The organism is Streptomyces sp. MS19 (assembly GCF_047200595.1).
Lineage (GTDB): Bacteria > Actinomycetota > Actinomycetes > Streptomycetales > Streptomycetaceae > Streptomyces.
The window spans coordinates 1-21,582 of sequence record NZ_JBJZOH010000050.1 but is presented as its reverse complement, the minus strand read 5'-3'; the positions used below and the strand labels follow the sequence as shown (position 1 = coordinate 21,582).

The following is a 21,582-nucleotide window of genomic DNA, read 5'->3' as shown; positions in this document are numbered from 1 at the left end:
CACGGGATTCTACGGGCTACTCCTCACCCAGCGGCGGGGCGAGGTCGGGACGCTTCGGCGCCCGCCCGTCCCCGGAGGACCGGCCGGTCAGGCGCCGCCCGATCCACGGCAGCAGGTGCTCCCTGGCGAACCGCGCGTCGGCGGCGCGCCGCGCGTACCAGCGCGGGGGCAGGGCCACCGGCAGCGGCGTGTCCCACACGACGTCGCTCTCGTACCCCAGCCGCTGCCACACGGCCTCCGCCACCCGGCGGTGTCCCTCCGCCGTCAGGTGCAGGCGGTCGTCGGCCCACAGCCGGGGGTCGCCGAGCGACGCGGAGGCGTACAGGTCCACGACGATCGCGCCGTGCTCGGCGGCCAGCCCGTCGACGTACGCGAACAGCCGGTCGAGCCGCGCCCGGTAGCGTTCCAGGACCGGCCCGCGCCGCGCCGGGCTGCGCATGAGCACCAGCTGCTTGCACGCGGGCGCCAGCTGCTCGACCGACTGCCGCAGCAGGCCGCACACCTGGTCGATGTCGCAGCGGGGCCGCAGCACGTCGTTCAGGCCGCCGACGAGGGTCACCAGGTCCGCGCCCATCGCCGCCGCGGCGGGCACCTGTTCCGCCGCGATCTGCCGCATCAGCTTGCCCCGCACCGCGAGGTTCCCGTACATGAATCCGGCGCGGCGCTGCGCGAAGCGCTGGGCGAGCAGATCGGCCCAGCCCCGGTAGGTGCCGTCCGGCATGAGGTCCGACATGCCCTCGGTGAACGAGTCCCCGAGGGCGACGAAACTGCGGAAGTCCGGTGCGCTGTCCATGGCCGCATCATCGTAGCCAGGGCGCTTGTATGCTCGCCGCCGTGCCCCGTGTTGCAGCAGTGACGTCCTATCCGATCAAAGGCTGTGCGGGAGTGACCGTTCGCGCCGCCCACTTCGGCCCGGCGGGAGCGCCGCACGACCGCGCGTTCATGGTCACCGACACGGCGGGCGTCTTCCGCAGCCAGCGCGGCGACCCCCGGCTGGCCCTGATACGCCCGCGGGTCAGCGAGGACGGGAACCGCCTGACGCTGGAGGCGCCGGGGCTCGACCCGCTCGACATCCCCGTGACCGCGGCGGGACCCGTCCGGCCCGTCAGCCTCTTCGGGAAGCCGTACGGCGGCGTCGACCAGGGCGCGGACGCCGCCGCCTGGTTCTCGGAGGCGCTGGCCGCCCCGAGCCGTCTCGTCCGCGTCCCACCGGACCACGCCCGAGTCACCGACGGCCTGACGCCCGGCACCTCCGGCTACGCCGACAGCTCCGCCGTCCACCTGCTGTCGGCCGCCAGCCTCGACGACCTCAACGTGCGCCTCGCCGCCTCGGGTGGACCGCCGCTGCCGATGGACCGCTTCCGGCCCAACATCGTGGTGACCGGCTGGCCGGATCCCTACACCGAGGACCGTGTGCGCGAGGCGGCCGTCGGCGGGGCGCTGCTGGGCTGGACCAAGGCCGCCGTCCGCTGCGCCGTCACCCTGGTCGACCAGGCGAGCGGCGCCAGGTCGGGCCCCGAGCCGCTGCGGACCCTGGCCCGCTACCGGCGGCAGGCGCGCGCGGGGACGGGCGGGGGAGGCGGCGTGTCGTTCGGCGCGAAGTTCTCCGTCGTGCGCCCGGGGCGCGTCGCGGTGGGGGACGAGATACGGGTCACGGCCTGGGACGACACGGGTGCCGTTCCCGCGTGACGTGTTCCTGGCGTGAGGGGCGTAGACCTGGGCACCCGGAGGGAACCCCTGGATCAACGGACCAAAGGTGTGATGATGGAAATCTCCGGCATTATCAGCGCGATCGTCATCGGTCTCATCATCGGTCTCCTGGGCCGTCTGGTACTGCCCGGACGCCAGCGCATCGGCATCCTCTGGACGATCGCCGTCGGTATCATCGCCGCCCTCATCGGCTCGGCCATCGCGGCGGGACTCGACGTGAACGACACCGATGGTGTGGACTGGGTCGAATGGCTGATCCAGATCGCTCTCGCCGCCATCGGCGTCTCCCTGGTCTCCCGCGCGAAGATCGGCCGCTGAGCACCCCGGCGCCCCGGCCGGGACCGCTGCTTCCCGGCCCCATAGGGACCGACCGCCTTGTCCTGGTCCCCCTGCGCGCCGAGCACGCGGACGAGATGGCCGGGGTCCTCGCGGACCCCGGCCTCTACCGGTTCACGGGCGGCGCGCCGCCCACCCCCGAGGCACTGCGGTCACGGTACGCGCGCATGGCCGCCGGATCCCCCGATCCGGCGATCGCGTGGTGCAACTGGCTGATCGGCCTGCGTGACGAGGGGCGGCTCACCGGCACCGTGCAGGCCACCGTCACCTACCCGGTCGTCACGGGCCGTGACCCCGTCGCCGAGATCGCCTGGGTGGTGGGCGCCCCCTGGCAGGGCCGGGGCATCGCCACCGAGGCCGTGCGCGGGCTCGCCGGCTGGCTCGCGGACCGGTCGGTCCACCGCCTCGTCGCCCACATCCACCCGGACCACCACGCCTCGGCCGCCGTCGCACGGGCCCTGGGCCTCGCGCCGACCCCCTACGTGCAGGACGGCGAGATCCGGTGGGCCCGGAGGCCGGACGGCGGCCACCACCCGCCCGGCGGCGGCGCGGATGCCGATCACTCCGCCCGTTCCTAGAGTGGCGGGAGAGTCCGCGGCGCACGGCGGGAGACACAGGAGGCGGTCCATGGCAAGGCTCAAGTCCGTATCCAAGAACCAAGCGGCCGGCAGCAGCCAGCCGTGGCTGCACCAGCAGGGCGAGGTGATCCAGGAGTTCGGCACCGTCAGGCAGCTGCCGATGTCGCTGTCCTACGACACACGGATGTACTCCTGCCAGCGGCTGAACCAGGTGCTCAGCGACAGCCAGATCCTCTACAGCCTGTACAAGAAGTACCACTGGCTGATGCGCGGCCCGACCTTCTACTCGCTCCACCTGCTGCTCGACAAGCACGCGGGGGAGCAGCTGGAGCTGGTGGACACCATCGCGGAGCGTGTGCAGACGCTCGGCGGCGTGGCCGTCGGCGACCCGCGGCACACGGCGGAGATCACCAAGATCCCCCGCCCGCCGAACGGCGTCGAGGAGGTCCCGGTGATGCTCTCGCGCCTGCTGGAGGCGCACCAGCTGATCCTGACCGACTGCCACGATGCGGCGAAGCGCGCGGACGAGATGGGCGACGACGGCACGAACGACCTGCTCGTCTCCGAGGTCATCAGGACGGGCGAGCTGGAGTCGTGGTTCCTCGCCGAGCACCTGGTGGACACCCCGCTCGTACGCGCCTAGAACGCGCCGGAAGCCGGGCGCGCCCTTTCGCGGGTGCGCCCGGCTTCCGCGTGTTCCGGAACGTCCGCCCCACGGTCCGGAAGACCGGACGTAACCGGCGGATGACCGGAATCGACCGTGTGATGGCCATCGAAGGCGTTTGCATGTTGTTTGCCGCCTTCATCAGTGTTCCAGCGTGAGTATGCGTAATGCCGGGAACGCGGCGCCGCCGGGGCTCGTTTCCGCTCGGGAGGCCGGGGCAGCCGAGTGGGACACGACCTGGAGGCAGAGCGATGGGCACAGCAATCGGAGTGAGGGGCCGGGCGGGCGCCCGGCGGGCCGCCAACAGCTCGGCCATGGACATCGCCGCACGCTGGGGACTTGTCGCGCGCGGCGTCATCTACATGCTGATCGGGCTGCTGGCGCTCCAGACAGCTCTCGGCACGGGGGAGGAGCAGGCCGATCAGGGCGGCGCCCTCCGCGAGTTGTCGGAGAAGCCGCTGGGCGGCTTCCTCATCTGGGCCGTCGGTATCGGCCTCGTCGGGATGGCGCTGTGGCGGCTGTCCGAGGCGCTGTTCGGCGCTTCCGGGGCCGACGGGCAGAAGACGAGCAAGCGCCTGCTCTCGTTCGGGCGGTTCGTCTTCTACGGCTTCGGCGCGTACACGGTCCTCTCCTTCGCGATGGGCGAGGGCGGCAGCGGGTCGAGCGACCAGCGGTCCCAGGACGTCACCGCGCGCGCCCTCGACCTGCCCGCCGGGCAGTTGCTCGTCGGCGCGGTGGGGATCGGCATAGCCGTGGCGGGCGTCGTGATCGCGGCCCGCGCGATCATGCGCAAGTATCACAAGCATTTGAAGAGCGGCGAGATGACGCGCCGTACGCGTCAGGTGGTGGACGTCCTCGGTGTGGGCGGCGGGGTGGCGCGCGGCGCGGCCTTCGCGGTCGCCGGTGTGTTCGCCGTGCAGGCCGCGGCCGACTACGACCCGGACAAGACCAAGGGACTGGACGACACCCTGCGCAGCTTCACGGAGACCCCCGCCGGGCCCGCGCTGCTCGTGGTGATCGCCGTGGGGCTCGCGATGTTCGGTGCCTTCTCCCTGGCCCTGGCCCGCTGGCGGAAGGTCTGACCGGCCTCCGGGCGGGGCGCCGTCCGGCGGGCCGTCAGCCCGCCGGGGCCCCGCCGCCACCGGCCGCCGACTCCGTGGCCGCCGCCAGCCGGGCGGCCAGGTAGCGGCGGTCGGTGTCCGATGTCGCGAGGGCGAGCGCCTCCCCGTAGGCGGTCGCCGCCTCGGCGTGGCGGCCGAGCCGCCGCAGCAGGTCCGCCCGGGTGGCCGGCAGCAGGTGGTAGCCCGCGAGCGCCCCCTGCCCCGTGAGCGGTGCGAGCAGGGCCAGGCCGGCGGCCGGGCCCTCCGCCATCGCGACGGCCACCGCGCGGTTCAGTTCCACCACGGGACCCGGCGTGAACCGGGCGAGCTGCCCGTACAGCAGCGCGATCTGCGGCCAGTCGGTGTCCGCCGCCTCGGACGCCGCCGCGTGGCAGGCGGCGATGGCCGCCTGCACCTGGTACGCCCCCGGACGCCGCAGGCGCAGCGCCGCGTCGAGCACGGACACGCCTTCGGCGATGCGGGCCGCGTCCCAGCGCGACCTGTCCTGCTCGGCGAGCGGCACGAAGTCCCCGGCCTCGTCCGTACGGGCCGCGCCGCGCGCGTCCTGAAGCAGCATCAGGGCCAGCAACCCGCCGGTCTCGGGCTCGCCGGGCAGGAGCCCGGCCACCATGCGCGCCAGCCGGATGGCCTCGGCCGTCAGCCCGGCCCTGACCGCGACCGGCCCCGCCGTGGCGGCGTACCCCTCGTTGAACAGCAGGTACAGGACGCTCAGCACGCCGTCCAGCCGTTCGGGCAGCGCCTCGGGCGGCGGCACCCGGAAGGGGATGGCCGCGTGCCGGATCTTGCTCTTCGCCCGGAAGAGGCGCTGCCCCATCGTCCGTTCGGGGACCAGGAAGGCGCGGGCGATCTCCGGCGTGCCCAGCCCGGCGACGGCCCGCAGCGTGAGCGCCACGCGGGCCTCCGGCGACAGCGCGGGGTGGCAGCAGGTGAAGATCAGGCGCAGCCGGTCGTCCACCAGGTCATCGCCGCCGTCCCCGCCGTCCCGGGCCGCGACGTCGGCGCCGGGGGACACCGCCGTGCCCGCGCGTTCGGACTCGGCGCCGACCTCGCGCAGCTTCGCCGCCTCCGTGGCGGACCGGCGCAGGCGGTCCATGGCGCGGTTGCGCGCGGTCGTCATGAGCCAGGCGCCGGGGCGGGTGGGCACGCCGTCGGACGGCCACCGTTCCAGAGCACGGGCGAAGGCGTCCTGGGCGGACTCCTCCGCCAGGTCCCAGTCGCCCGTGAGCCGGATCAGCGCGCCCACGACGCGGCTCCACTCGGCCGCCCACGCCGTGGCGACGGCCTCGCGGACCGCTTCCCCCGGCCCCCCGGCGGCGGGACTCATGACCAGAACGGCCTCACCTCGATCATCCCGAACCGCGCCATCGGATGCCGCGCGGCCACCTCGACCGCCTCGTCCAGGTCGGCGCACTCGATGACGTCGATCCCGCCGATCTGCTCCTTCGTCTCGGCGAACGGCCCGTCGGTGAGCACCACCGAGCCCTCGCGCACCCGCACCGTCGTGGCCTCTCCGGACGGCCTGAGCCCGTCGCCGAACAGCCGGACGCCTCTGCGGTCCATCTCCTCGACCCACGCGGTCGGGTCCAACTCGTCCGACGGCGCGTCGAAGTTCTCGTCCGTGCAGATCATCAGCAGGTACTTCACCGGTACTCCTCCGTCCGTGCCATCGCGGCGAGCGACAGCTCCATGTTGTGCCGCAGCGCCGCCAGCCGCCCTGCGAGTGTCGCAGGGTCGCGCAGCGCAGCCGCGCGCGCCCCGCTGTTTCCGGGACCGTGGACGAACGAGTGCCGCACCTCGGTGCGGCCCGCGCCGTCGGCGGGACCCAGTTCGTAGCGCCACAGCGCGGACGGCCGCGCCACGTCGTCGCGCCCGTCGAGCACCGCCCAGGCGAAGACGACCGGCGCGACGGCCTCGGTGACCTGGCAGACGACCTGGGACTCGGAGCCGTCCGGGTAGCGGTTGCGCGCGGCGAAGCGCGCGCCGGGGCGTACGGGCTGGGGCGTGTCCGGCAGCCAGGACGCGTGGAAGCACTCGGGGCTCCACACCCCGTGCAGGCCGACATCGGTGATCAGCCTCCAGACGCGGTCCCTCGGCAGGGAGACCGTGACGGTGACGTCCACGCGGGCGCCGGTGACGGCGGCGTACAGGGCCGGCAGGTCGTCCAGGCCGGGGAGGTCGTTCAGGTCGGGCATCGTGTGCATGGCGCGTTCCTTTCGCATCACCCCCACGACGAACGGCGGACCGCGTTTTCTACCGTGGCGCGAAAAAAATCTCGGGACGTCGCGCGACGCCGTCAGCGGACGATCGCGACGATGCCGGGCACCGCCTCCCCGAGGGCCCGGTCGCCCCGCGGTTCGGCCCCGCGCGTCGCCGGCCGCCACAGCGTGTCCGCGTCGGCGACGACCTCGACGACGACCTCGGCGGCGGGCCGCTCCCCGCTGTCACGCAGCTCCCCGTGCTCCGGCCTCCGGACGGCCGTCCACCGCCCGCCCGCCCGCGCCGCCCGGCACGGTCACCCGCACCGCGGTCCCCGCCGCCGCGTCGAGACCGCGCAGGGTACGGGACAGCGCCCGGAGGAACGTGTTCAGGACCGGTGCCAGCAGCCGGGGACCGTCCGCGCCGGGGCGCACGACGGCGTCCCGGTGGATGCCGAGGACACGTCCACCCCGGCAGGACCGGCCATCCCGATGGCCGCCCAGTACGCGTCGGTCTACGGGCCGATGCGCCCGACGAGGTCCCGCAGCAGTCGCGGGCTGAACTGCCGCGCGGTGGCGGCGAAGTCCCCGTTCGCGCGCGTCAGGAAGGCGGGCAGCCCCTCGCCGGGCGTGGAGGTGAGGCCGCCCGCGTGTCCGTCGCGCCCGTGGGAGAGGCGGCGGACGCAGCCGTGCAGGATGTGCGCCGTCACGTCCCGCACGTCTCAGCCGGGGCAGGCGGTCGGACGCGCCCAGCCGGCGGGCGCCGGCGCGGCGAGGGAAGAGAGGGCGTACGCCGAGCGGCGGGCCGGGCGGTGACGGGCGCGTCGGCACGGTCGAGCACAGGACGCGCGGGGCGGGCAGCCGGATTCCGGCGGCCCGCCCGGCGGCGTCAGCGCTTGACGGCCACACCGCCGAAGTCGTCGATCGGGCTGGTGAAGTCCGCGTCGAACAGTTCGGGGCGCCACAGCGCGGTGGAGCCCACGCCGGGGTCGAGCAGGTCGAGTCCGTCGAAGTAACGGGTCACCTGCTCCGGGGTGCGCAGCGTCAGCGTCGGCGAGCCGCCGCCCTCGTTCCACTGCTGGACGGCCGCGTCCATCCGGGCGCCGCGCACCGCGTTCGTGGGGTGCGACAGCGCCAGGTAGCTGCCCGCGGGCAGGGCGTCGAGCAGCTGCCGGACGATGGCGGCCGCCTCGTCGGAGTCGGGCACGAACTGGAGGATGCCGAGCAGCATCAGCGCCACCGGCTGCGAGAGGTCGAGGGTGGCGGAGGCCTTCTCCAGGATGGCGTCGGGGTCGTGCACGTCGGCGTCGATGTAGTCCGTGGCGCCTTCGGGTGAACTGGTCAGCAGCGCGCGGGCGTGGGCCAGGACCAGGGGGTCGTTATCCACGTAGACGACGCGCGTCTCGGGCGCGATCCGCTGCGCGATCTCGTGGGTGTTGTCCTCGGTGGGCAGGCCGGTGCCGATGTCGAGGAACTGGCGGATGCCCGCGTCGGCGGCCAGGAAGCGTACGGCGCGGCAGAGGAAGTACCGGTTGCCGCGCGCGTTCTCCACGATCTCCGGGAAGTACTTCATGATCTGGTCGCCCATGTCGCGGTCGGCCTGGTAATGCTCCTTGCCGCCGAGCCAGTAGTTCCAGATGCGAGCCGAGTGCGGCACCGAGGAGTCGATGGCCGGTGGCTTCCGTTCAGACATGGCTCTCCCGCGTGAGGAACGCTGCCGGTCGGGGGGAAGGTCATCATGCCACGCCTCCCGCAAGGGAGTTCGAGAAAGGGGGTGTTGGCCGTTCCGCGTCCGGGGAAAGCCGTTGCGGGCGCTCCGGCGCGCCCCGTACAACGCCCGTGTGACCGACGACGACATGCCCCCGCTGGACCGCCTCCTCGCCGAACGGGCCTGCGAGCGGCTGATCCTGGAGTTCGTCCACCGGCTCGACCTCGGTGAACCGGGCTCGGTGGCCGATCTGTTCACCCCCGGCGGGATCTGGGAGTGGCAGGCGGACGGCCGCCGTGTCGAGGAGCGGGAGGCGCTGCGCGCCTACTTCGCGGGCCGCCCGGCCGACCGTCTCTCCCGCCGCCTGATGACGAACGTCCTCGTCACCGTCGCGTCGCCGTCCACGGCGACCGCCGTCTCGTACCTGGCCACGTACCGCGTCGACGGCTTCGACGGCCGCATGCTCCCGCCCCGGCTGCCCGCGAACGTCGGCCACTACGAGGACGAGTTCCACCGGACCGGCGGCACGTGGCTGCTCGCGCACCGGCGGACGTTCCTCCCCTTCGGCGCGGCCACGGAACGGGTCGGGCCCCCGCGCGGTTGACTCCACCAACGGACGTCTGTGAACCAAGGGTTGACGCTCTCGCGGTGTCAACCGCGGACGGCCCCGAGGAGCCGGAGCACGCCACGTCTTGAGGCCGCGACATCTTCTGCGGAAGGATGCTGGGGCAGGGACCCGCGGTGGGGCGCGGCACGGAAGGGCGGCGGATGGGCGAGACCTCGGAGGCGACCTGGGTCACCTATGTGGGGGACGGCATGGTCGAGTTGCCCTCCACCATCGACGGCATCCGCGCGGCGCTCCCCGCACAGCGGCGCCACGAGTTCGACGCCGTGGTGGGCAGCACCCCGGGCGACCGGCTCCACCAGGTTCTGGCCCACTGGGCGCTGGAGACACATCCGCAGGCGGTCGCGGAGGTCCAGGAGGAGTTCGCGCGCCTGGAGGTCGGCGACCTCTCCGGCTGCGTGCCCCTGGACGACAGCGACCGCGGGTCCGGCGCCGCGTGAGCGGTTACCGGGTGCAGTTCGCGCCGCTGGCCGACGAGGCGCGCCGGGCCCTGTCGGCGCCCGCCCGCACGCTCTTCGAGTCCGAGATGAGCGCCACCCTCGGCCGCGACCCGTATGGCCACGGCTCCTGCCCGGTCGGGAAGGAACGCGACCGCAGGGAGGCGACCGTCGCCGGCGCCTTCGTCGTCTACTACGTCTCGCACCCGGTCATGGTGGTCACGGCCGTCAAGATCGTCGCGCGGCCCTGAGCCGGAAACCCACGCGCGCGGCGGCGGGCCCACGCGCCATGATCGGGCGATGGAAGCAACCGCCCTGCCCGCCGCCCGCCGCCTGTGGACCGCACTGGCCGCCCCCGCGCCGCCGTTCCCCGCCACACCGGGCGGGCGCGCCGTTGCCGTCTCGCCGGACTCCCGCCTCGCCCCGCCCGGCTGGGCGGGCATCGTCGTCCTCGCCGACACGGCCCTGATCACCGTGCCCGACGAGGACACCGCCTCGGCGGTCCGCCGCGCCCTGCCCGCGCTCCCCGGCGCCGCGCTCACCGACCCCGGCGCCGTACGGGCCGTGCTCCCGGTGGCCGACGTCCTCGGCCCCGCCACGCTGGCCTACGCGCCACCCACCGGCTTCCGTCCCGACCCGGACGTGGCGACGGAGACCGTGCCGCCGGACGCCCCCGGGCTCGCCCGGCTGCTGGCCGAGTCCGGCGCCGCCGACGCGGGCGAGAGCGGGCTCGACGAGGTGACGTCCCCCGTCTCCGTGCTGCGGGACGGCCCTCGCATCGTCGCGGCGGCGGGCCACTCGCGCTGGCCCGCCGGCACAGCCCACGTGTCGGTGCTCGTCGCCCCGGACGCCCGCCGCCGTGGCCTCGCCCGCCGGGTCGGCTCCGCCGCTGTCTCCCGGGCCCTGGCCGACGGCCTGCTGCCCCAGTGGCGCGCCAGGCCGGAGGCGTCCCGCCGCGTCGCGCGCGCCCTCGGCCTCCATGAACTGGGGAGCCAGCTGAGCGTCCGGCTCGCCCCTACGGCCCCCCGCCTCACGGACGCCAGGCGTCCACGCCCGTCAGTTCCGCCGACAGCACCCACAGGCGCGCCGCCGCCTCCCGGTCCCGCGCCCACGGCTTGACCCCGCCCACCAGCATGTCGTCGCCCTCCGCGGGACGCGCGAGCCCGCAGTCCCGGCAGTACGCGCCGCCGTGCCCGTCGAGCAGCGGCGACGTGGCCGCCCGCACGAGCGGCGGGCAGCACGTCCACGGGCGGGCCGACGTCGAGTGGCTCCAGCTGTGCAACCGGCTGCGCGAGTCGGGCATGCCGATCGCCGTCATCAGGGAGTTCGCCGGACTCGTGCGCTCGGGCCCGGGGAACGAGGAGGCGCGCCTGACCCTGCTGCGCGCGCACGAGAGGGAGGTCGAGGCGCGGATGGCCGGACTCGCCGCGCACCTGGAGATCATCCGCGGCAAGGTCGCCACGTACGAGCGGCACGTGCGCGAGGGCACCGCCGCCGGGGCTGGGCCCCGGGGGAGCGGGCCGGGCAGGACACCGGCCCGGCCTGACGCCCTGGTTTCAGCGGCGGCCGAGCAGCTCGGCGAACCCCTGCCGGGTCGCCGCCAGCACCACGCGGTCCTCGGCCCGCAGCACGTACCCCGGGTGCAGGTCCCACAGCAGCCCGGCCGTCCGCGACGCGGCCAGGTCGGGCCGCCGCTCGTCCGGCGACGCGGTGTCGAGCGCGATGATGCGCCAGGCGCCCGGCCTGTTGACCTCCGCCACCGTCCGCCCCTGGAAGCGCGGCTGCCCCGCCACCTCGATCGCCGCGAACAGCAGCACCGTCCGCTCGACCGGTATCGCCCCCAGCACATGGCGCCCCATCATGGTGCCCGCGAACGCCGGGGCCGCCAGCGTGGACACGCTCCTGCTCCGGGTGAGGGCGTCCGGGTGCGCGGCCCGCAGGGTGCGGTAGACGGCCGTCGCGAAGTCGTCGTCGTACAGCCGCAGCACCACACCCAGGTCCGGCGCCACGGTCCGCGCGTACAGCGACGCCTCCAGATTGGTGGCGTCCGAGCTGGTCAGCGACAGCAGGGCACGGGCTCGGTGGATCTTCGCCGACTCCAGCGGCCCCTCCTGCGTCGCGTCACCCAGCACCACAGGGACGCGCAGCCGCCTCGCCAGCGGGATGCCCCGCGCCTCGGGGTCCTCCTCCACACAGACCACCGGTATGTCGAGGCTGCGCAGTTGCTCCAGCACACGCGTGCCGATCTTCCCGAGCCCCAGCAGTACGACGTGCCCCGACAGGCCGCGCGGCGGACGCCGCAGCGCGGACGCGCCCCGGAACGCGCCCAGTGCCTGAAGCCCGGCGGCCACCAGGATCGGCAGCAGCGCGAGCCCGGCCAGCCCGGACACCAGCTGGAGGACCTGCCGCGGCACGGGTGCCTCCGTCGCGGGGTCCCCGATGGCGAACAGGTCGAGCAGCGTCAGGTACGCGGCGTGCAGCGGATGGTCGTCCGTCGACCACGACAGCGCGACGCCGAGCGCCACCACGGACGTGGCGATCCCGCCGACCGCCCACAGCAGCCTGGAGGGCACGATGTCCCGCAACGCGGCGGCGCGCCCCGTCCGGCGCAGCTTGGGCGGGGCGGGCGCGCGCGTGATCGCCTCCAGCACGACCGTACGCCGACCGGCCGCCGCCTCCACCGTCGCGTCGTCGGGCAGCAGCAGAGGGTCGCGCGGGCCGCCGCCGTCCGTACCCTCGGCGCCTCCCGGGTCGTCGGCCGTGGACGACAGCAGGGCCAGTGTGCACAGGCCGGGGTGCGCCTGCTCGCCGCTGCTCGTCGGGGTGCGCTCGACCGCGTGCAGGAGCAGGCCGTCCGCCTGGACGACCTTGCGGGTGCCGACGACCGCCGCGCCCGCGAGTGCGGGCGCCGCCGTGTCCGCGTCGGACAGCACGGTGGTCGTCGCGTCCACGGCCGCCGCGCCGCCCGGCGCCTCCGCCGCCACGGCCGCCGCCTGGTCCAGCAGGGCGGACAGGTGCTGGCCGAGCTTGCGGTTGTACAGCCGGATCACCAGCCGCAGTCGGGGATTGAGCCTGCGGGCGGCGAGCGCGACCCGGATGTTGGTCACGTCGTCGTCGTAGACCACCGCCAGCGCGGCGGCCCCCTGCGCGCCCGCCTGCCGCAGTACGTCCTCCGTCGCCTCGGCCGCCTCGATCTCCCGGACGGGGATCGGTATGAAACCCGACGGGCTCGGCACGGGCGGCAGCGGCGCCGTCCGGCCGCGCGGCGTGACACGGCCGAGCAGCGCGGAGATCCGCGTACGGCTCGACGCCGCCGGCCCGCCCCCGGGCGCGGGGGCGGGCGGGGCGACGAGCGTGACGCGCTCCCGGTACACCTGGTGCAGTTCAGAGGCGAGCCTGGCCGCCAGCACGTCGTCGCCGCACACGATCATGTGCCCGGCGACGGGGCCTCTCTGCACCTGACTGGTAATCAAGGACACGTGTTCTAGACGCCGCCGGGTGGCCCCGGGGTTCCCGCCGCGCCCCGCGCCGAGACGTTCGCTTATGCGCCTGAGAGCAACGGCCATGGCCCGCCGCCGGGCGGCCACGGTTTGCTGAAGGCATGACGCACACCGAGCACACACAGCAGACCGAACGCCCCATCCTCGTCGTCGGCGGCACCGGCAAGACCGGACGCCGTGTCGCCTCCCGCCTGGCCGACCGCGGCCTGCCCGTCCGCATCGGCTCCCGCGGAGGGCTGCCGCCGTTCGACTGGGAGAAGCCGGAGACCTGGCCCGCCGTCCTGGAGGGCGTCGGCGCCGTCTACGTCACCTACTACCCCGACCTCGCCTTCCCCGGCGCCGACGAGGCCGTGGGCGCCTTCGCCGAGGCGGCCGTCGCGGCGGGCGCGCGGCGCCTCGTCCTGCTGTCCGGGCGGGGCGAGGAGGGCGCGGTGCGCAGCGAGGAGCGGCTGAAGCAGTCCGGCGCCGACTGGACGGTCGTGCGGGCCAACTGGTTCGCGCAGAACTTCAGCGAGAGCTTCTTCCGCGACCCCGTGCTGGCGGGCGAGCTGGCGCTGCCGGTCGGCGACGCGGTGGAGCCGTTCGTGGACGCCGACGACATCGCGGACGTCGTGGTCGCCGCGCTCACCGACCCCCGGCACACCGGCCGCACGTACGAGCTGTCCGGGCCCGAGCTGCTCGGCTTCCACGACGTCGCGGCGCAGCTGTCCGAGGCCATCGGCCGGACCGTCACCTACATCCCGGTGACCGACGCGGAGTACCGCGCCGCGCTCGCGGAGCACGGGCTGCCCGGCGAGTTCGCGGACCTCTTCGCCCTCATCACGGACGGCAGGAACGCGTCCGTCGTCCACGGCGTCGAGGAGGCGCTCGGCCGCCCCCCGCGCACGTTCGCCGCGTACGCCAGGGACGCCGCCGCGGCGGGCGCGTGGAAGGACTGACGCCCGGCGCCGTGGCGGCGGTGAGAGCATGACGCCTTGTGGCGCACAGAGCGAATGAGCCGGAAGAACCGGAAGAACCGGAAGAAGCAGCTGTCTCCGGCGCGGCGGCGCCGCTGCCCGCGCCGAACCGCCTCGCGGAGCTGACCGCGATCCGGCACGGCCGCAGCGAGGCCAACGCCGTGTTCGAACGGGCCAAGGCCGACGGTGTCACCGACGCCGTGCTCGACGGCGGCGACGGCGACGTGCCGCTCGCCGCCGCGGGCGTCGCCCAGGCGACGGCGCTCGGCGCCTGGCTCGCCGGACTCGGCACCGGCGGCGGCCCCGACCTCGTGCTCTGCTCGCCGTACCGCCGCGCCCGGGACACCTGGGTGCTGATGCGCCGCGAGGCCGCCCGCCTCGGCCGCGCCCCCGCCGCCCCCCTCCTGCTCGACGAGCGGCTGCGCGACCGGGAGATGGGCGTCTTCGAACTGCACACCCCGGCCGCCATCCGCTCCCGCGCGCCCGCCGAGGCCGCCCGCAGGGAACGCCTCGGCGACTGGCTCTACCGCCCGCCGGGCGGCGAATCCCTCGCCGACGTCGCCCTGCGCGTCCGCGGCCTGCTCGCCGAACTCGACGCCGCCGCACCGGGACAGCGCGTCCTGATCGTCGCGCACGACGCCGTGGTCGTCGGTCTGCGCTACGCCATCGACGGCATCGGCGCCCGCGTACCGCCCGGCGGGGTGGCCATCGTCCCTAACGCCTCCGTCTCCCGCTGGACCGGCGACGGCACGCACCTGCGTCCCGTGCAGTTCGGCGACACCGCGCACCTGGACGAGGCGCCCTCCCCCCAGGCGTGTCCGCCCACGGCGTGAACCGTTCGGACCCCCTCGTGCGATCCCCGGACGTGACAGACAAGAACCATCCGCCCCCGGGCGACGACGGAACGCTGCTGCGCGCCGCCGCGGCAGGGGACCGCGGCGCCTTCGAGGAGGTCTACCGCCGCCACGCGCCCTGGCTCGCCGCGCGCCTGCGCAGCCGCTGCGCCGACCCGGCCCGCGTGGACGACATCGTGCAGGAGACGTTCCTCGCCCTCTGGCGCGGCACGGCACGCTACCGGCGCGACGGCGACCCCGCCGCCTGGCTGTGGCGCATCGCCGCCCGCCGCCTCGTGGACAGCCTGCGCGGCGACGGGGCGCGCGGCCGCCTGCGGCAGGCACTCCACCGGCTGCGCCATCGCGACGCGGCGTCCGCCGAGGAACTCGTCCTGGCCCGCGTCGAGCACGGCGACCTCGCCGGATCGCTCGCCCGCCTCTCCCCGGAACTGCGCGCCGTCCTCCAGGCGACCGTCGTCGACGGCCTGACCACACGCGAGGCAGCCGCCCTCCTCGGCATACCGCCCGGCACCGTCAAGACCCGCGCCCTGCGCGCCCGCAGGCAGCTCAGGGAGGAGCTCACATGACGTGGCACGCGACACCCGACGACCTCAGGGACTACGCGGCGGGCACCCTGCACGCGCCCCGCCTGTGGTCCGTGGACACCCACCTCACCACCTGCGCGCCCTGCCGCACGGCCCTCGCGGCGGCCACGGACCCCGCCGTCACGGATAGGGGCTGGGCCCTGCTCGACGCCGAACTGGACGCCCCACGCCCGGGGCCCGCCGAATCCGCGCTGGTCCGCTGCGGCGTCCCCGAGCACATCGCCCGGCTCCTCGCCGCCACCCCCGTGATGCGCCGCTCCTGGCTGGCCGCCGTCGCGCTGACGCTGGTCCTCGCCGCCGCCGTGGGCCAGGCGGGCACGCCGCTGCTGCTCCTGGCGACGGCGCCGCTGCTGCCGCTCGCCGGGGTCGCCGTCTCGTTCGGCCCCCGGATCGACCCGCTGTACGAGACGGCGGTGGTCGCGCCGCTGCACACGTTCCGGCTGCTGCTGATCCGCGCCGTGGCCGTGCTGCTCACCACCGTCCCGGCGGCGCTGCTGGCGAGCCTCGCTGTGCCGTCGGCGGTGCTGGTCGCCGCCGGGTGGCTCCCGGCCGCGCTGGCGCTGATGTCGCTCGGGCTGCTGCTGATGCCCCGGCTCGGCCCGGTGGCGGCGCCCGCCGTCGTCGGCGCGGCCTGGGTGGCCGCCCTGCTGGCCGGGCGCCTCCTCGCCGACGGCGACCCGTTCCCCCTCACTGCGGCCGGGCAGCTCACCGGCGTCGCCGCGGCGCTGGCCGCCACGGGCGCGCTCGTGGCCGCCCGCGACCGCTTCGACGGCGCGGGCCGGCCCGTGCCGCACCTCCGACCCAGGGCCGGGAGGCTCCCATGACCGCAACCACACCCCTCGTCGGCACCGCCGCCGTCTCCGCCTCGGGGCTGACCGTCGCCTACCGGCGCAGGACCGTCCTGGACGACGTGTCCCTGCGGCTCGGCCCCGGCGTGACCGGCCTCCTCGGGCCCAACGGCGCGGGCAAGACGACGCTCCTGCGCATCCTCGCCACCGCGGCGGCACCCGACCGTGGCACGGTCGGCATCCTGGGCCACGACCCCGCCACCCCGCACGGCCGCACAGAGGCGCGCCGCGTCCTCGGCTACCTCCCGCAGAACCCGGGCTTCCATCTGTCGTTCACCGCCTTCGAGTTCGTGGACTACGTCGCCATCCTCAAGGAGCACACCGACCGGCGCGCCCGGCACGCGGAGGTCGGGCGCGTCCTCGACGCGGTGGGCCTCGGCGACGTGCGGGGCAGGCGCATCCGCGCGCTGTCCGGCGGGATGCGGCAGCGCGTGGCCCTGGCCGCCGCGCTCGTCGGGGACCCGGGGTTCCTCGTCCTGGACGAGCCCACCGTCGGCCTCGACCCGGAGAAGCGCATGCGCTTCCGCGAACTGACCGCCGAGGCGGGCGAGTCGCGGACCGTGCTCCTGTCCACCCACCAGACGGAGGACGTCGCGATGCTCTGCCACCGCGTGATCGTCCTGGGCGCAGGACGCGTCCTCTTCGACGGCCCGCCGGACGACCTGCGGGAACGCGCCGCCGGACGTGTCTGGACCGGCGGTGACCGCGCCCCTGGCGCGCTGGCCGGATGGCGCACCGGCGTCGGCACCTACCGCAACCTCGGCGACCCCCCGCCCGGCGCGTCCCCCGCCGAACCCACCCTGGAGGACGGCTACCTGCTGACCCTGCACAGCCAGGAGGTCCCCGCATGACGCTCCTCGCCCGCCGCCCGGCACCCGTACCGCCCACGCAGTCCGCTCCGCACCGGCCGTACGGTCCCGTGCTCGCCCTCGCCGCCGTCGAGGCGCGCCGGCTCCTGCGCCACCCGCTCGTGCTCCTCGCCCTCACCGGGCACCTGGCCCTGCTCCTGCGCCGCGCCCTGACCGGCAGCGACTACCCGGTGCTCCAGGTGACCGACCGCGAGACCCAGTACGGGCCCACGCTGATCGGGCTCGCCGTGCTGCTCGCCGCCAACGCGGCCGTCGCCCGCTCCCGACGGCACGGCACGGACGCCCAGTTCGGCGTCCTCGTCCTGCCCGTGTGGCGGCGCACGCTGGCGCACCTGCTGTCCGTGCTCCCGGTGACCCTCCTCGTCGCGGCGCTGGTCGCGGGGGAGTGCGCACGGGAGGCGCTGCGGCCGGGGGCGGTGGGGCACGCCTCCGTCTTCGAACTGGCCACGGGACCGGCGGTCGTGGCGCTGCTCGGCGTGACGGGGGTGGCGCTCGGGCGGACGGTCCGCTCGCCGCTGGCCGCGCCGCTCGCCGTGGTGGGCGTCCTGGCGCTGCTGCTCGGCCTGGCGACCTCGGCGGGCGGCGGGCGGTGGCTGGCGCCGATCGCCTTCGACGAGGGCATGGGCGCGCTCCCCTCCGAGCTGGTCGGACGCCCCGCGGGCTGGCACGTGCTGTACCTCGCCGGGCTCGCCACGGTGCTCGGCGCGGTGGTGGTCTACGTCGGCGGCGGGCGGACCCGGCTGGTCACCGCCGTGGCCGCCGTCGCGTCGGCGGCCACGCTGGCGGGTGGCGCGGGACAGGTCCTCGGCCCTGGCGACGGCCTCGCCACGGCGCGCGAGCGCGCGGCGCACGACCCGGCCGGCCAGCAGGAATGTGTCGTGCGTGGGGCGGTGACGTACTGCGCGTTCCCCGAGTTCATGCCCTGGACGGACGAGTGGGCCGGGGTGGTCGACCAGGTACTCGCACAGCCGGGAACTCCGTTGGGTGGTCGCACGTTCACCGTGCGTCAGCGGATTTCCGGGGAGGAGGGGACCGGATCGTCCGGGGGAGAGGTACCGGCGATGTCACCGGGGGAGGTCGCGGCCGGCACGGCATGGGGCGGCGTACGCGACCTGGAGTTCGCCGCGGGAGTGGCACGGGAGGTGGTGGTCCGTGACGGTACGGCGGCCGGGGTGTACTGCGACGCGCGCGCCGTCCTGATCACCTGGCTGGCCGTCAGCGCCGTGCCGGACGGTCCGGCACGGTTCGAGAACGCCCAGGACCGGCAGTACGGGGGAGGGGCGGTCCTCCAGGCGCCGGGCGCGGCCGTTCCGCTGCGGGACAGGGAGGCCGCCGTCGTCAGGGCGCTGTTCGACCTGCCCGCGGCCGGGGTGAGCGAACGCGTCAGGGCCCACTGGGCGGAACTGACGGCCCCCGGCACGTCCACCGACGACGCGGCACGCCTGCTCGGCGTCCGCGCGCCCGCCGAGACGGACGCCGACCGCGAGTGGGCGTGCTCATGAGGACCTCGGCGGCGGGACGCCGCGTCCCCACCGTCCGGGAGCTTCTCCGGACCGAGGCGCGGTGCCTCCCGTGGCGGCTGCCCGCCGCCGCCGGAGGGCTCGGCCTCGCGCTCGCGGCGGCGACGCCCCTGCTCACCGAGGCGGCGGGGACGCGTCTGGCGCTGCTGCGGATCGTGGCGCTGTGCGGGGCCGTCGGGGTGGCGTTCGTATTCGACGACCCGGCGCGGCACACGACGCGGACGCTCCCCGTGGGCCGTGCCGTGCGGCAGGCGGTCAGGCTCGCCGCCGTGCTGCCCTGCGCGGCCCTGTGGTGGGCGGCGTGCGCCGCCGCCGGACGGGCCGCGCACCCGGCGGCGCTGTCGGTGGAGGCCGCCGCGCTCGTCGCGCTCGCCGTCGCCCTCGCGGCGGGCGGCGTACGGTTCGGCGAAGCGGAGGAGCCGGGCACGGCCGCCGCGGGTCTCCTGCTCGCCCTGTTCACGGTCGCCATGCTGCTGCCGGAGGGCCGCACGCCGTTCGTCGGGCCGGAGGACCCGCGCTGGACCGTCCTCCACCGCGGCTGGGCGGTCCTGCCGGCCGCGGCAGCGGCGGCCTGGCCCGCGCTCGCGCGGGAGCCCGTCGGGTCCGCTCACCACTCCCGGCGTCTGACGTGCAGGTGGCCGTCCCGCGGAAAGTCGGGAGGTGACGCGGGCAGGACGGCGTCCAGCGCGTAGCCGCACTTCGCGGCGACGGCACACGAGCCGGCGTTGTCCTCCTGGTGCAGCAGCTCCAGGCGGTCGAGCCCGTCCTGGCCGAACGTCGCGAACGCCCAGCCGGTCAGCGCCCCGACCGCGCGGGAGGCCACTCCCAGCCCCCGCGCGGCGGGCGCCGTCCAGTACCCGACCTCGGCCGAACGCCCGCCGCGCGTGGCGCCCTTGAGCACCACGTTGCCGAGCACGCGCTCACCGGCGTCCCGGGCGCCTGGCACCCGGCCGACCACCGCGAAGGCCAGCCGCCCGCCGTCCGCCCAGCCCTGCCGCTGCTCCGCCACCCAACGGGCGGCGCCCGGCCCGTCGTCCACCCGCGAGACCAGCCAGCGGCGCATCGCCGGGTCCCCGAACGCGTCCAGCACGGCGGGCGCGTCCGCCGCCTCCCACGGCCTGAGCAGCAGGGCGGATCCGGAAGGCGCGCCGGGCGGCGCCTCCACGTGCAGCACGACGGGGCGTTCCATGCACCGATGCTAGACGCACACCGGTACGGCCCGGACGCGTGGCAGGACCCGTCCTGCCACGCCCCCGTACGGCCCAATGGCCGCCGCGGCACACCCTCCAGGGGTCAGATGAACCCCGGGCGACCCCGGTCACCCGCCTGATCTCCCACGGCAAGGAGCCACCTTTCCATGCGTATCCGCACCGCCTTCACCGCCGCCGCACTCTCCGCCGTCGCCGTCCTGGGCACGGCCCTCCCCGCCGCCGCCGACTCGGACGCCCACGGCGTGGCCGCCGGTTCGCCCGGGGTGCTCTCGGGCAACGTCGTCCAGATCCCGGTCAGCGTCCCGATCAACGTCTGCGGCAACAGCATCGACATCATCGCCCTTCTCAACCCGGCCGCGGGCAACGTCTGCATCAACGACGTGGACCACCACGGCAAGAAGAAGTAACGCCCCGCTCCTCGTCAGAGAGCGCCGTCACAGCAGCCGTACCGCCGCATCCGGCGCCCGGCGTCCCGCCAGGTCTCCGCGTGCGGCGACGGCTCTCCCTCCGCACCCTCCGGCACCGCCCCCTCGAACGCGCCCGTCAGCTCGGCCTGTTCGAAGACATGCCCGCCCCGCGGGACCGCGACCGTGCGGACCAGCGACGCGAAGTCCTGGAACGGCCCGTCCTGGCCGGGCAGTCCGGTGAGCCGCATGAGCGCGCCCGAGCGCACGTCCAGGGTCCGGACGCGGTACGGGCCGCCCGCCACCGTGTCGCCGTCGCGCTCGGAGGAGAACGCGATCCGCGTACCGTCGGGCGACCAGCTGGGGCCCCGGTCGTCCCATGGGCCCTCGGTGCGCTGCCGCAGCCGCGAGCCGTCCGCGCGCAGGGTGAACAGGTGGTGGCCGCCGTCGCGGTAGGCGGTGACCACGAGGGTCCGCCCCCGCACCCCGGCCGGCCGGGCTACGGTGACGGGATGACCGGACGACCCCGCCTCCACCGCGCCGCGCCCCGCCGCCGGACCACGCTTCCGGACGCCGCGAGGTGAGCCGCCGGGCGATCGGCATCGCGAGCCGCTACCTGGCCGCCGCCGAACTGCTCCTCCCCGGCCGGATCACCGGCTTCTGGCTCGTCGGCTCGGCCGCGCTCGGCGGCTGGCGCCCCGGCCGCAGCGACACGGACTTCATCGCCGCGACGGACGGCCCCCTCGACGCCCGCGACCTGCGCCGCCTGCGCGCCCTGCACGTCGCGGGCAACGCCGTACCGGCCGGTTCCGCGCTGCTGCGCGCGCGGCCCACCCTGCCCGGCACGGTGAACGGGGCGTACGTCGACGCCGCCGACCTGACCACGCCGGTCACCCGCATCCGGCCGCTCGCCTCCCACGTCGGCCGCACCTTCAGGCCCGGCCACGGCTCCGACGTCAACCCGGCCGTCTGGAAGGTCCTGGCCGAACGCGGCATCACCCTGCGCGGCCGCGCCCCCTACCTCCTCGGCCTCGACCCGGAGCCGGAACGCCTCCGTTCCTGGACGCTCACCAACCTCCGTGAACACTGGGGCGCGTGGGCACACCGTGCCCTGGACGGCAGGGCCCCCGCCACCCCCTCGCTGCTCCGCGCCGAGATCACCACCGGCACCCTCGGGCCGCTGCGCCTGCACCGCACGGTCGCGACGGGCGAGATCGTGACGAAGGAGGCGGGCGGGCGCCACGGCCTCGACCTCTTCCCCCCGCACCGGCGCGCCCTGATCCACGCGGCGCTCGCGCACCGGGACGGCGGCACCCCGCCCGCGTCGGCCCGGCTGCTGCGCCTGGCCGGGGAGTTCGCGCGCGAAGTCGTCGCCGACGCCGAGCGGATCGCCGCTGGGGCAGGCGCCCGGGGCTGACGGACACGCCCAGCGCAGCAAGCACAGCACAGCACGGCACGGCAG

The 21,582-nt window shown here is 75.6% G+C and carries 28 protein-coding genes and 1 pseudogene; 18 read left to right on the top strand and 11 right to left on the bottom strand.

What is annotated here, in order from left to right; all coding sequences use genetic code 11:
• Positions 1-16: 16 nt before the first annotated feature.
• Positions 17-793, bottom strand: a complete 777-nt coding sequence (locus ACL02R_RS27575) for an SGNH/GDSL hydrolase family protein (RefSeq protein ID WP_412799674.1) — start codon at positions 791-793, stop codon at positions 17-19.
• Positions 794-822: 29 nt separating this feature from the next.
• Between ACL02R_RS27575 and ACL02R_RS27570 the strand changes: the two genes are divergently transcribed.
• From ACL02R_RS27570 to ACL02R_RS27550, 5 genes are all read left to right on the top strand, one after another.
• Complete coding sequence (locus tag ACL02R_RS27570) at positions 823-1,689, top strand: MOSC domain-containing protein (protein WP_412799673.1); 867 nt, start codon at positions 823-825, stop codon at positions 1,687-1,689.
• 75 nt (positions 1,690-1,764) lie between these two features.
• Positions 1,765-2,028: a GlsB/YeaQ/YmgE family stress response membrane protein gene (locus tag ACL02R_RS27565; protein ID WP_362967971.1), complete on the top strand. Its 264-nt coding sequence runs from the start codon at positions 1,765-1,767 to the stop codon at positions 2,026-2,028.
• 95 nt (positions 2,029-2,123) lie between these two features.
• Positions 2,124-2,624 carry a GNAT family N-acetyltransferase gene (locus ACL02R_RS27560; RefSeq protein ID WP_412799672.1) on the top strand — a complete coding sequence of 167 codons (501 nt, stop codon included), beginning with the start codon at positions 2,124-2,126 and terminating at the stop codon, positions 2,622-2,624.
• 49 nt (positions 2,625-2,673) lie between these two features.
• Complete coding sequence (locus ACL02R_RS27555) at positions 2,674-3,267, top strand: Dps family protein (protein ID WP_412799671.1); 594 nt, start codon at positions 2,674-2,676, stop codon at positions 3,265-3,267.
• 272 nt (positions 3,268-3,539) lie between these two features.
• Complete coding sequence (locus tag ACL02R_RS27550) at positions 3,540-4,370, top strand: DUF1206 domain-containing protein (protein ID WP_412799670.1); 831 nt, start codon at positions 3,540-3,542, stop codon at positions 4,368-4,370.
• 34 nt (positions 4,371-4,404) lie between these two features.
• On the opposite strand, the gene ACL02R_RS27545 is transcribed toward ACL02R_RS27550, so the two are convergent.
• The 6 genes from ACL02R_RS27545 to ACL02R_RS27520 form a co-directional block, all read right to left on the bottom strand.
• On the bottom strand, positions 4,405-5,733 hold the full coding sequence (locus tag ACL02R_RS27545) for an RNA polymerase sigma factor (RefSeq protein WP_412799669.1): 1,329 nt from the start codon (positions 5,731-5,733) through the stop codon (positions 4,405-4,407).
• Positions 5,730-6,053 (bottom strand): YciI family protein, encoded by a 324-nt coding sequence (locus tag ACL02R_RS27540; RefSeq protein ID WP_412799668.1) that lies wholly within the window; start codon positions 6,051-6,053, stop codon positions 5,730-5,732. The genes ACL02R_RS27545 and ACL02R_RS27540 overlap by 4 nt, the downstream gene beginning before the upstream one ends.
• Positions 6,050-6,610: an SRPBCC family protein gene (locus ACL02R_RS27535; RefSeq protein WP_412799667.1), complete on the bottom strand. Its 561-nt coding sequence runs from the start codon at positions 6,608-6,610 to the stop codon at positions 6,050-6,052. The genes ACL02R_RS27540 and ACL02R_RS27535 overlap by 4 nt, the downstream gene beginning before the upstream one ends.
• Positions 6,611-6,850: 240 nt before the next feature.
• Complete coding sequence (locus ACL02R_RS27530; protein ID WP_412799666.1) at positions 6,851-7,039, bottom strand: hypothetical protein; 189 nt, start codon at positions 7,037-7,039, stop codon at positions 6,851-6,853.
• Positions 7,040-7,119: 80 nt separating this feature from the next.
• Positions 7,120-7,314 carry a hypothetical protein gene (locus ACL02R_RS27525; RefSeq protein WP_412799665.1) on the bottom strand — a complete coding sequence of 65 codons (195 nt, stop codon included), beginning with the start codon at positions 7,312-7,314 and terminating at the stop codon, positions 7,120-7,122.
• Between the two features lie 179 nt (positions 7,315-7,493).
• On the bottom strand, positions 7,494-8,297 hold the full coding sequence (locus ACL02R_RS27520; protein ID WP_412799664.1) for an SAM-dependent methyltransferase: 804 nt from the start codon (positions 8,295-8,297) through the stop codon (positions 7,494-7,496).
• Between the two features lie 163 nt (positions 8,298-8,460).
• On the opposite strand from ACL02R_RS27520, the gene ACL02R_RS27515 reads away from it, so the two are divergent.
• From ACL02R_RS27515 to ACL02R_RS27500, 4 genes are all read left to right on the top strand, one after another.
• Complete coding sequence (locus ACL02R_RS27515) at positions 8,461-8,916, top strand: nuclear transport factor 2 family protein (protein WP_412799683.1); 456 nt, start codon at positions 8,461-8,463, stop codon at positions 8,914-8,916.
• Between the two features lie 164 nt (positions 8,917-9,080).
• The gene (locus tag ACL02R_RS27510; RefSeq protein ID WP_412799663.1) at positions 9,081-9,377 is read left to right on the top strand and encodes a hypothetical protein; all 297 of its coding nucleotides are present in this window, start codon (positions 9,081-9,083) and stop codon (positions 9,375-9,377) included.
• Positions 9,374-9,625, top strand: a complete 252-nt coding sequence (locus ACL02R_RS27505) for a hypothetical protein (RefSeq protein WP_398847787.1) — start codon at positions 9,374-9,376, stop codon at positions 9,623-9,625. The genes ACL02R_RS27510 and ACL02R_RS27505 overlap by 4 nt, the downstream gene beginning before the upstream one ends.
• A 49-nt stretch (positions 9,626-9,674) precedes the next feature.
• The gene (locus ACL02R_RS27500; RefSeq protein ID WP_412799662.1) at positions 9,675-10,493 is read left to right on the top strand and encodes a GNAT family N-acetyltransferase; all 819 of its coding nucleotides are present in this window, start codon (positions 9,675-9,677) and stop codon (positions 10,491-10,493) included.
• Here the strand turns inward: ACL02R_RS27500 and ACL02R_RS27495 are convergent.
• Both ACL02R_RS27495 and ACL02R_RS27490 read right to left on the bottom strand, forming a co-directional pair.
• Complete coding sequence (locus tag ACL02R_RS27495; protein WP_412799661.1) at positions 10,405-10,818, bottom strand: hypothetical protein; 414 nt, start codon at positions 10,816-10,818, stop codon at positions 10,405-10,407. The two genes, ACL02R_RS27500 and ACL02R_RS27495, sit on opposite strands and share 89 nt — an antisense overlap.
• Before the next feature lie 112 nt (positions 10,819-10,930).
• Positions 10,931-12,805: a potassium channel family protein gene (locus ACL02R_RS27490; RefSeq protein ID WP_412799682.1), complete on the bottom strand. Its 1,875-nt coding sequence runs from the start codon at positions 12,803-12,805 to the stop codon at positions 10,931-10,933.
• Between the two features lie 170 nt (positions 12,806-12,975).
• On the opposite strand from ACL02R_RS27490, the gene ACL02R_RS27485 reads away from it, so the two are divergent.
• The 7 genes from ACL02R_RS27485 (at position 12,976) to ACL02R_RS27455 (ending at position 19,197) form a co-directional block, all read left to right on the top strand.
• Positions 12,976-13,812 carry an NmrA family NAD(P)-binding protein gene (locus ACL02R_RS27485; RefSeq protein ID WP_412799660.1) on the top strand — a complete coding sequence of 279 codons (837 nt, stop codon included), beginning with the start codon at positions 12,976-12,978 and terminating at the stop codon, positions 13,810-13,812.
• A gap of 113 nt (positions 13,813-13,925) precedes the next feature.
• On the top strand, positions 13,926-14,663 hold the full coding sequence (locus tag ACL02R_RS27480; RefSeq protein ID WP_412799681.1) for a histidine phosphatase family protein: 738 nt from the start codon (positions 13,926-13,928) through the stop codon (positions 14,661-14,663).
• Positions 14,664-14,695: 32 nt separating this feature from the next.
• Complete coding sequence (locus ACL02R_RS27475) at positions 14,696-15,250, top strand: RNA polymerase sigma factor (protein WP_412799659.1); 555 nt, start codon at positions 14,696-14,698, stop codon at positions 15,248-15,250.
• Entirely contained in the window at positions 15,247-16,092 is an 846-nt protein-coding gene (locus ACL02R_RS27470; RefSeq protein WP_412799658.1) for a zf-HC2 domain-containing protein, read from the top strand. The genes ACL02R_RS27475 and ACL02R_RS27470 overlap by 4 nt, the downstream gene beginning before the upstream one ends.
• Positions 16,089-16,967 carry an ABC transporter ATP-binding protein gene (locus tag ACL02R_RS27465; RefSeq protein ID WP_412799657.1) on the top strand — a complete coding sequence of 293 codons (879 nt, stop codon included), beginning with the start codon at positions 16,089-16,091 and terminating at the stop codon, positions 16,965-16,967. The genes ACL02R_RS27470 and ACL02R_RS27465 overlap by 4 nt, the downstream gene beginning before the upstream one ends.
• Complete coding sequence (locus ACL02R_RS27460; RefSeq protein WP_412799656.1) at positions 16,964-18,487, top strand: ABC transporter permease; 1,524 nt, start codon at positions 16,964-16,966, stop codon at positions 18,485-18,487. Before ACL02R_RS27465 ends, ACL02R_RS27460 begins: the two co-directional genes overlap by 4 nt.
• Positions 18,478-19,197, top strand: coding sequence for an ABC transporter (locus ACL02R_RS27455; RefSeq protein WP_412799655.1), 720 nt, complete (start codon positions 18,478-18,480; stop codon positions 19,195-19,197). Before ACL02R_RS27460 ends, ACL02R_RS27455 begins: the two co-directional genes overlap by 10 nt.
• On the opposite strand, the gene ACL02R_RS27450 is transcribed toward ACL02R_RS27455, so the two are convergent.
• Positions 19,113-19,694, bottom strand: coding sequence for a GNAT family N-acetyltransferase (locus ACL02R_RS27450; protein WP_412799654.1), 582 nt, complete (start codon positions 19,692-19,694; stop codon positions 19,113-19,115). The two genes, ACL02R_RS27455 and ACL02R_RS27450, sit on opposite strands and share 85 nt — an antisense overlap.
• Before the next feature lie 168 nt (positions 19,695-19,862).
• Here ACL02R_RS27450 and ACL02R_RS27445 point away from each other — a divergent pair, with 168 nt between their 5' ends.
• Complete coding sequence (locus tag ACL02R_RS27445; protein WP_412799653.1) at positions 19,863-20,123, top strand: chaplin; 261 nt, start codon at positions 19,863-19,865, stop codon at positions 20,121-20,123.
• 203 nt (positions 20,124-20,326) lie between these two features.
• Here the strand turns inward: ACL02R_RS27445 and ACL02R_RS27440 are convergent.
• A pseudogene (locus ACL02R_RS27440) lies at positions 20,327-20,599 on the bottom strand (TolB family protein); the annotation flags it as partial.
• Between the two features lie 101 nt (positions 20,600-20,700).
• On the opposite strand from ACL02R_RS27440, the gene ACL02R_RS27435 reads away from it, so the two are divergent.
• A complete protein-coding gene (locus ACL02R_RS27435; RefSeq protein WP_412799652.1) occupies positions 20,701-21,537 on the top strand; it encodes a hypothetical protein in 837 nt (278 codons plus the stop codon).
• Positions 21,538-21,582: the final 45 nt, after the last annotated feature.

What these genes read in the sequence shown, in the direction of transcription:
- ACL02R_RS27575 (WP_412799674.1), bottom strand. Translation starts at nt 793, where the DNA reads ATGGACAGCGCACCGGACTTCCGCAGTTTCGTCGCCCTCGGGGACTCG.
- ACL02R_RS27570 (WP_412799673.1), top strand. Translation starts at nt 823, where the DNA reads ATGCTCGCCGCCGTGCCCCGTGTTGCAGCAGTGACGTCCTATCCGATC.
- ACL02R_RS27565 (WP_362967971.1), top strand. Translation starts at nt 1,765, where the DNA reads ATGGAAATCTCCGGCATTATCAGCGCGATCGTCATCGGTCTCATCATC.
- ACL02R_RS27560 (WP_412799672.1), top strand. Translation starts at nt 2,124, where the DNA reads ATGGCCGGGGTCCTCGCGGACCCCGGCCTCTACCGGTTCACGGGCGGC.
- ACL02R_RS27555 (WP_412799671.1), top strand. Translation starts at nt 2,674, where the DNA reads ATGGCAAGGCTCAAGTCCGTATCCAAGAACCAAGCGGCCGGCAGCAGC.
- ACL02R_RS27550 (WP_412799670.1), top strand. Translation starts at nt 3,540, where the DNA reads ATGGGCACAGCAATCGGAGTGAGGGGCCGGGCGGGCGCCCGGCGGGCC.
- ACL02R_RS27545 (WP_412799669.1), bottom strand. Translation starts at nt 5,733, where the DNA reads ATGAGTCCCGCCGCCGGGGGGCCGGGGGAAGCGGTCCGCGAGGCCGTC.
- ACL02R_RS27535 (WP_412799667.1), bottom strand. Translation starts at nt 6,610, where the DNA reads ATGCACACGATGCCCGACCTGAACGACCTCCCCGGCCTGGACGACCTG.
- ACL02R_RS27520 (WP_412799664.1), bottom strand. Translation starts at nt 8,297, where the DNA reads ATGTCTGAACGGAAGCCACCGGCCATCGACTCCTCGGTGCCGCACTCG.
- ACL02R_RS27515 (WP_412799683.1), top strand. Translation starts at nt 8,461, where the DNA reads ATGCCCCCGCTGGACCGCCTCCTCGCCGAACGGGCCTGCGAGCGGCTG.
- ACL02R_RS27510 (WP_412799663.1), top strand. Translation starts at nt 9,081, where the DNA reads ATGGGCGAGACCTCGGAGGCGACCTGGGTCACCTATGTGGGGGACGGC.
- ACL02R_RS27500 (WP_412799662.1), top strand. Translation starts at nt 9,675, where the DNA reads ATGGAAGCAACCGCCCTGCCCGCCGCCCGCCGCCTGTGGACCGCACTG.
- ACL02R_RS27495 (WP_412799661.1), bottom strand. Translation starts at nt 10,818, where the DNA reads ATGATCTCCAGGTGCGCGGCGAGTCCGGCCATCCGCGCCTCGACCTCC.
- ACL02R_RS27490 (WP_412799682.1), bottom strand. Translation starts at nt 12,805, where the DNA reads ATGATCGTGTGCGGCGACGACGTGCTGGCGGCCAGGCTCGCCTCTGAA.
- ACL02R_RS27485 (WP_412799660.1), top strand. Translation starts at nt 12,976, where the DNA reads ATGACGCACACCGAGCACACACAGCAGACCGAACGCCCCATCCTCGTC.
- ACL02R_RS27470 (WP_412799658.1), top strand. Translation starts at nt 15,247, where the DNA reads ATGACGTGGCACGCGACACCCGACGACCTCAGGGACTACGCGGCGGGC.
- ACL02R_RS27465 (WP_412799657.1), top strand. Translation starts at nt 16,089, where the DNA reads ATGACCGCAACCACACCCCTCGTCGGCACCGCCGCCGTCTCCGCCTCG.
- ACL02R_RS27460 (WP_412799656.1), top strand. Translation starts at nt 16,964, where the DNA reads ATGACGCTCCTCGCCCGCCGCCCGGCACCCGTACCGCCCACGCAGTCC.
- ACL02R_RS27450 (WP_412799654.1), bottom strand. Translation starts at nt 19,694, where the DNA reads ATGGAACGCCCCGTCGTGCTGCACGTGGAGGCGCCGCCCGGCGCGCCT.
- ACL02R_RS27445 (WP_412799653.1), top strand. Translation starts at nt 19,863, where the DNA reads ATGCGTATCCGCACCGCCTTCACCGCCGCCGCACTCTCCGCCGTCGCC.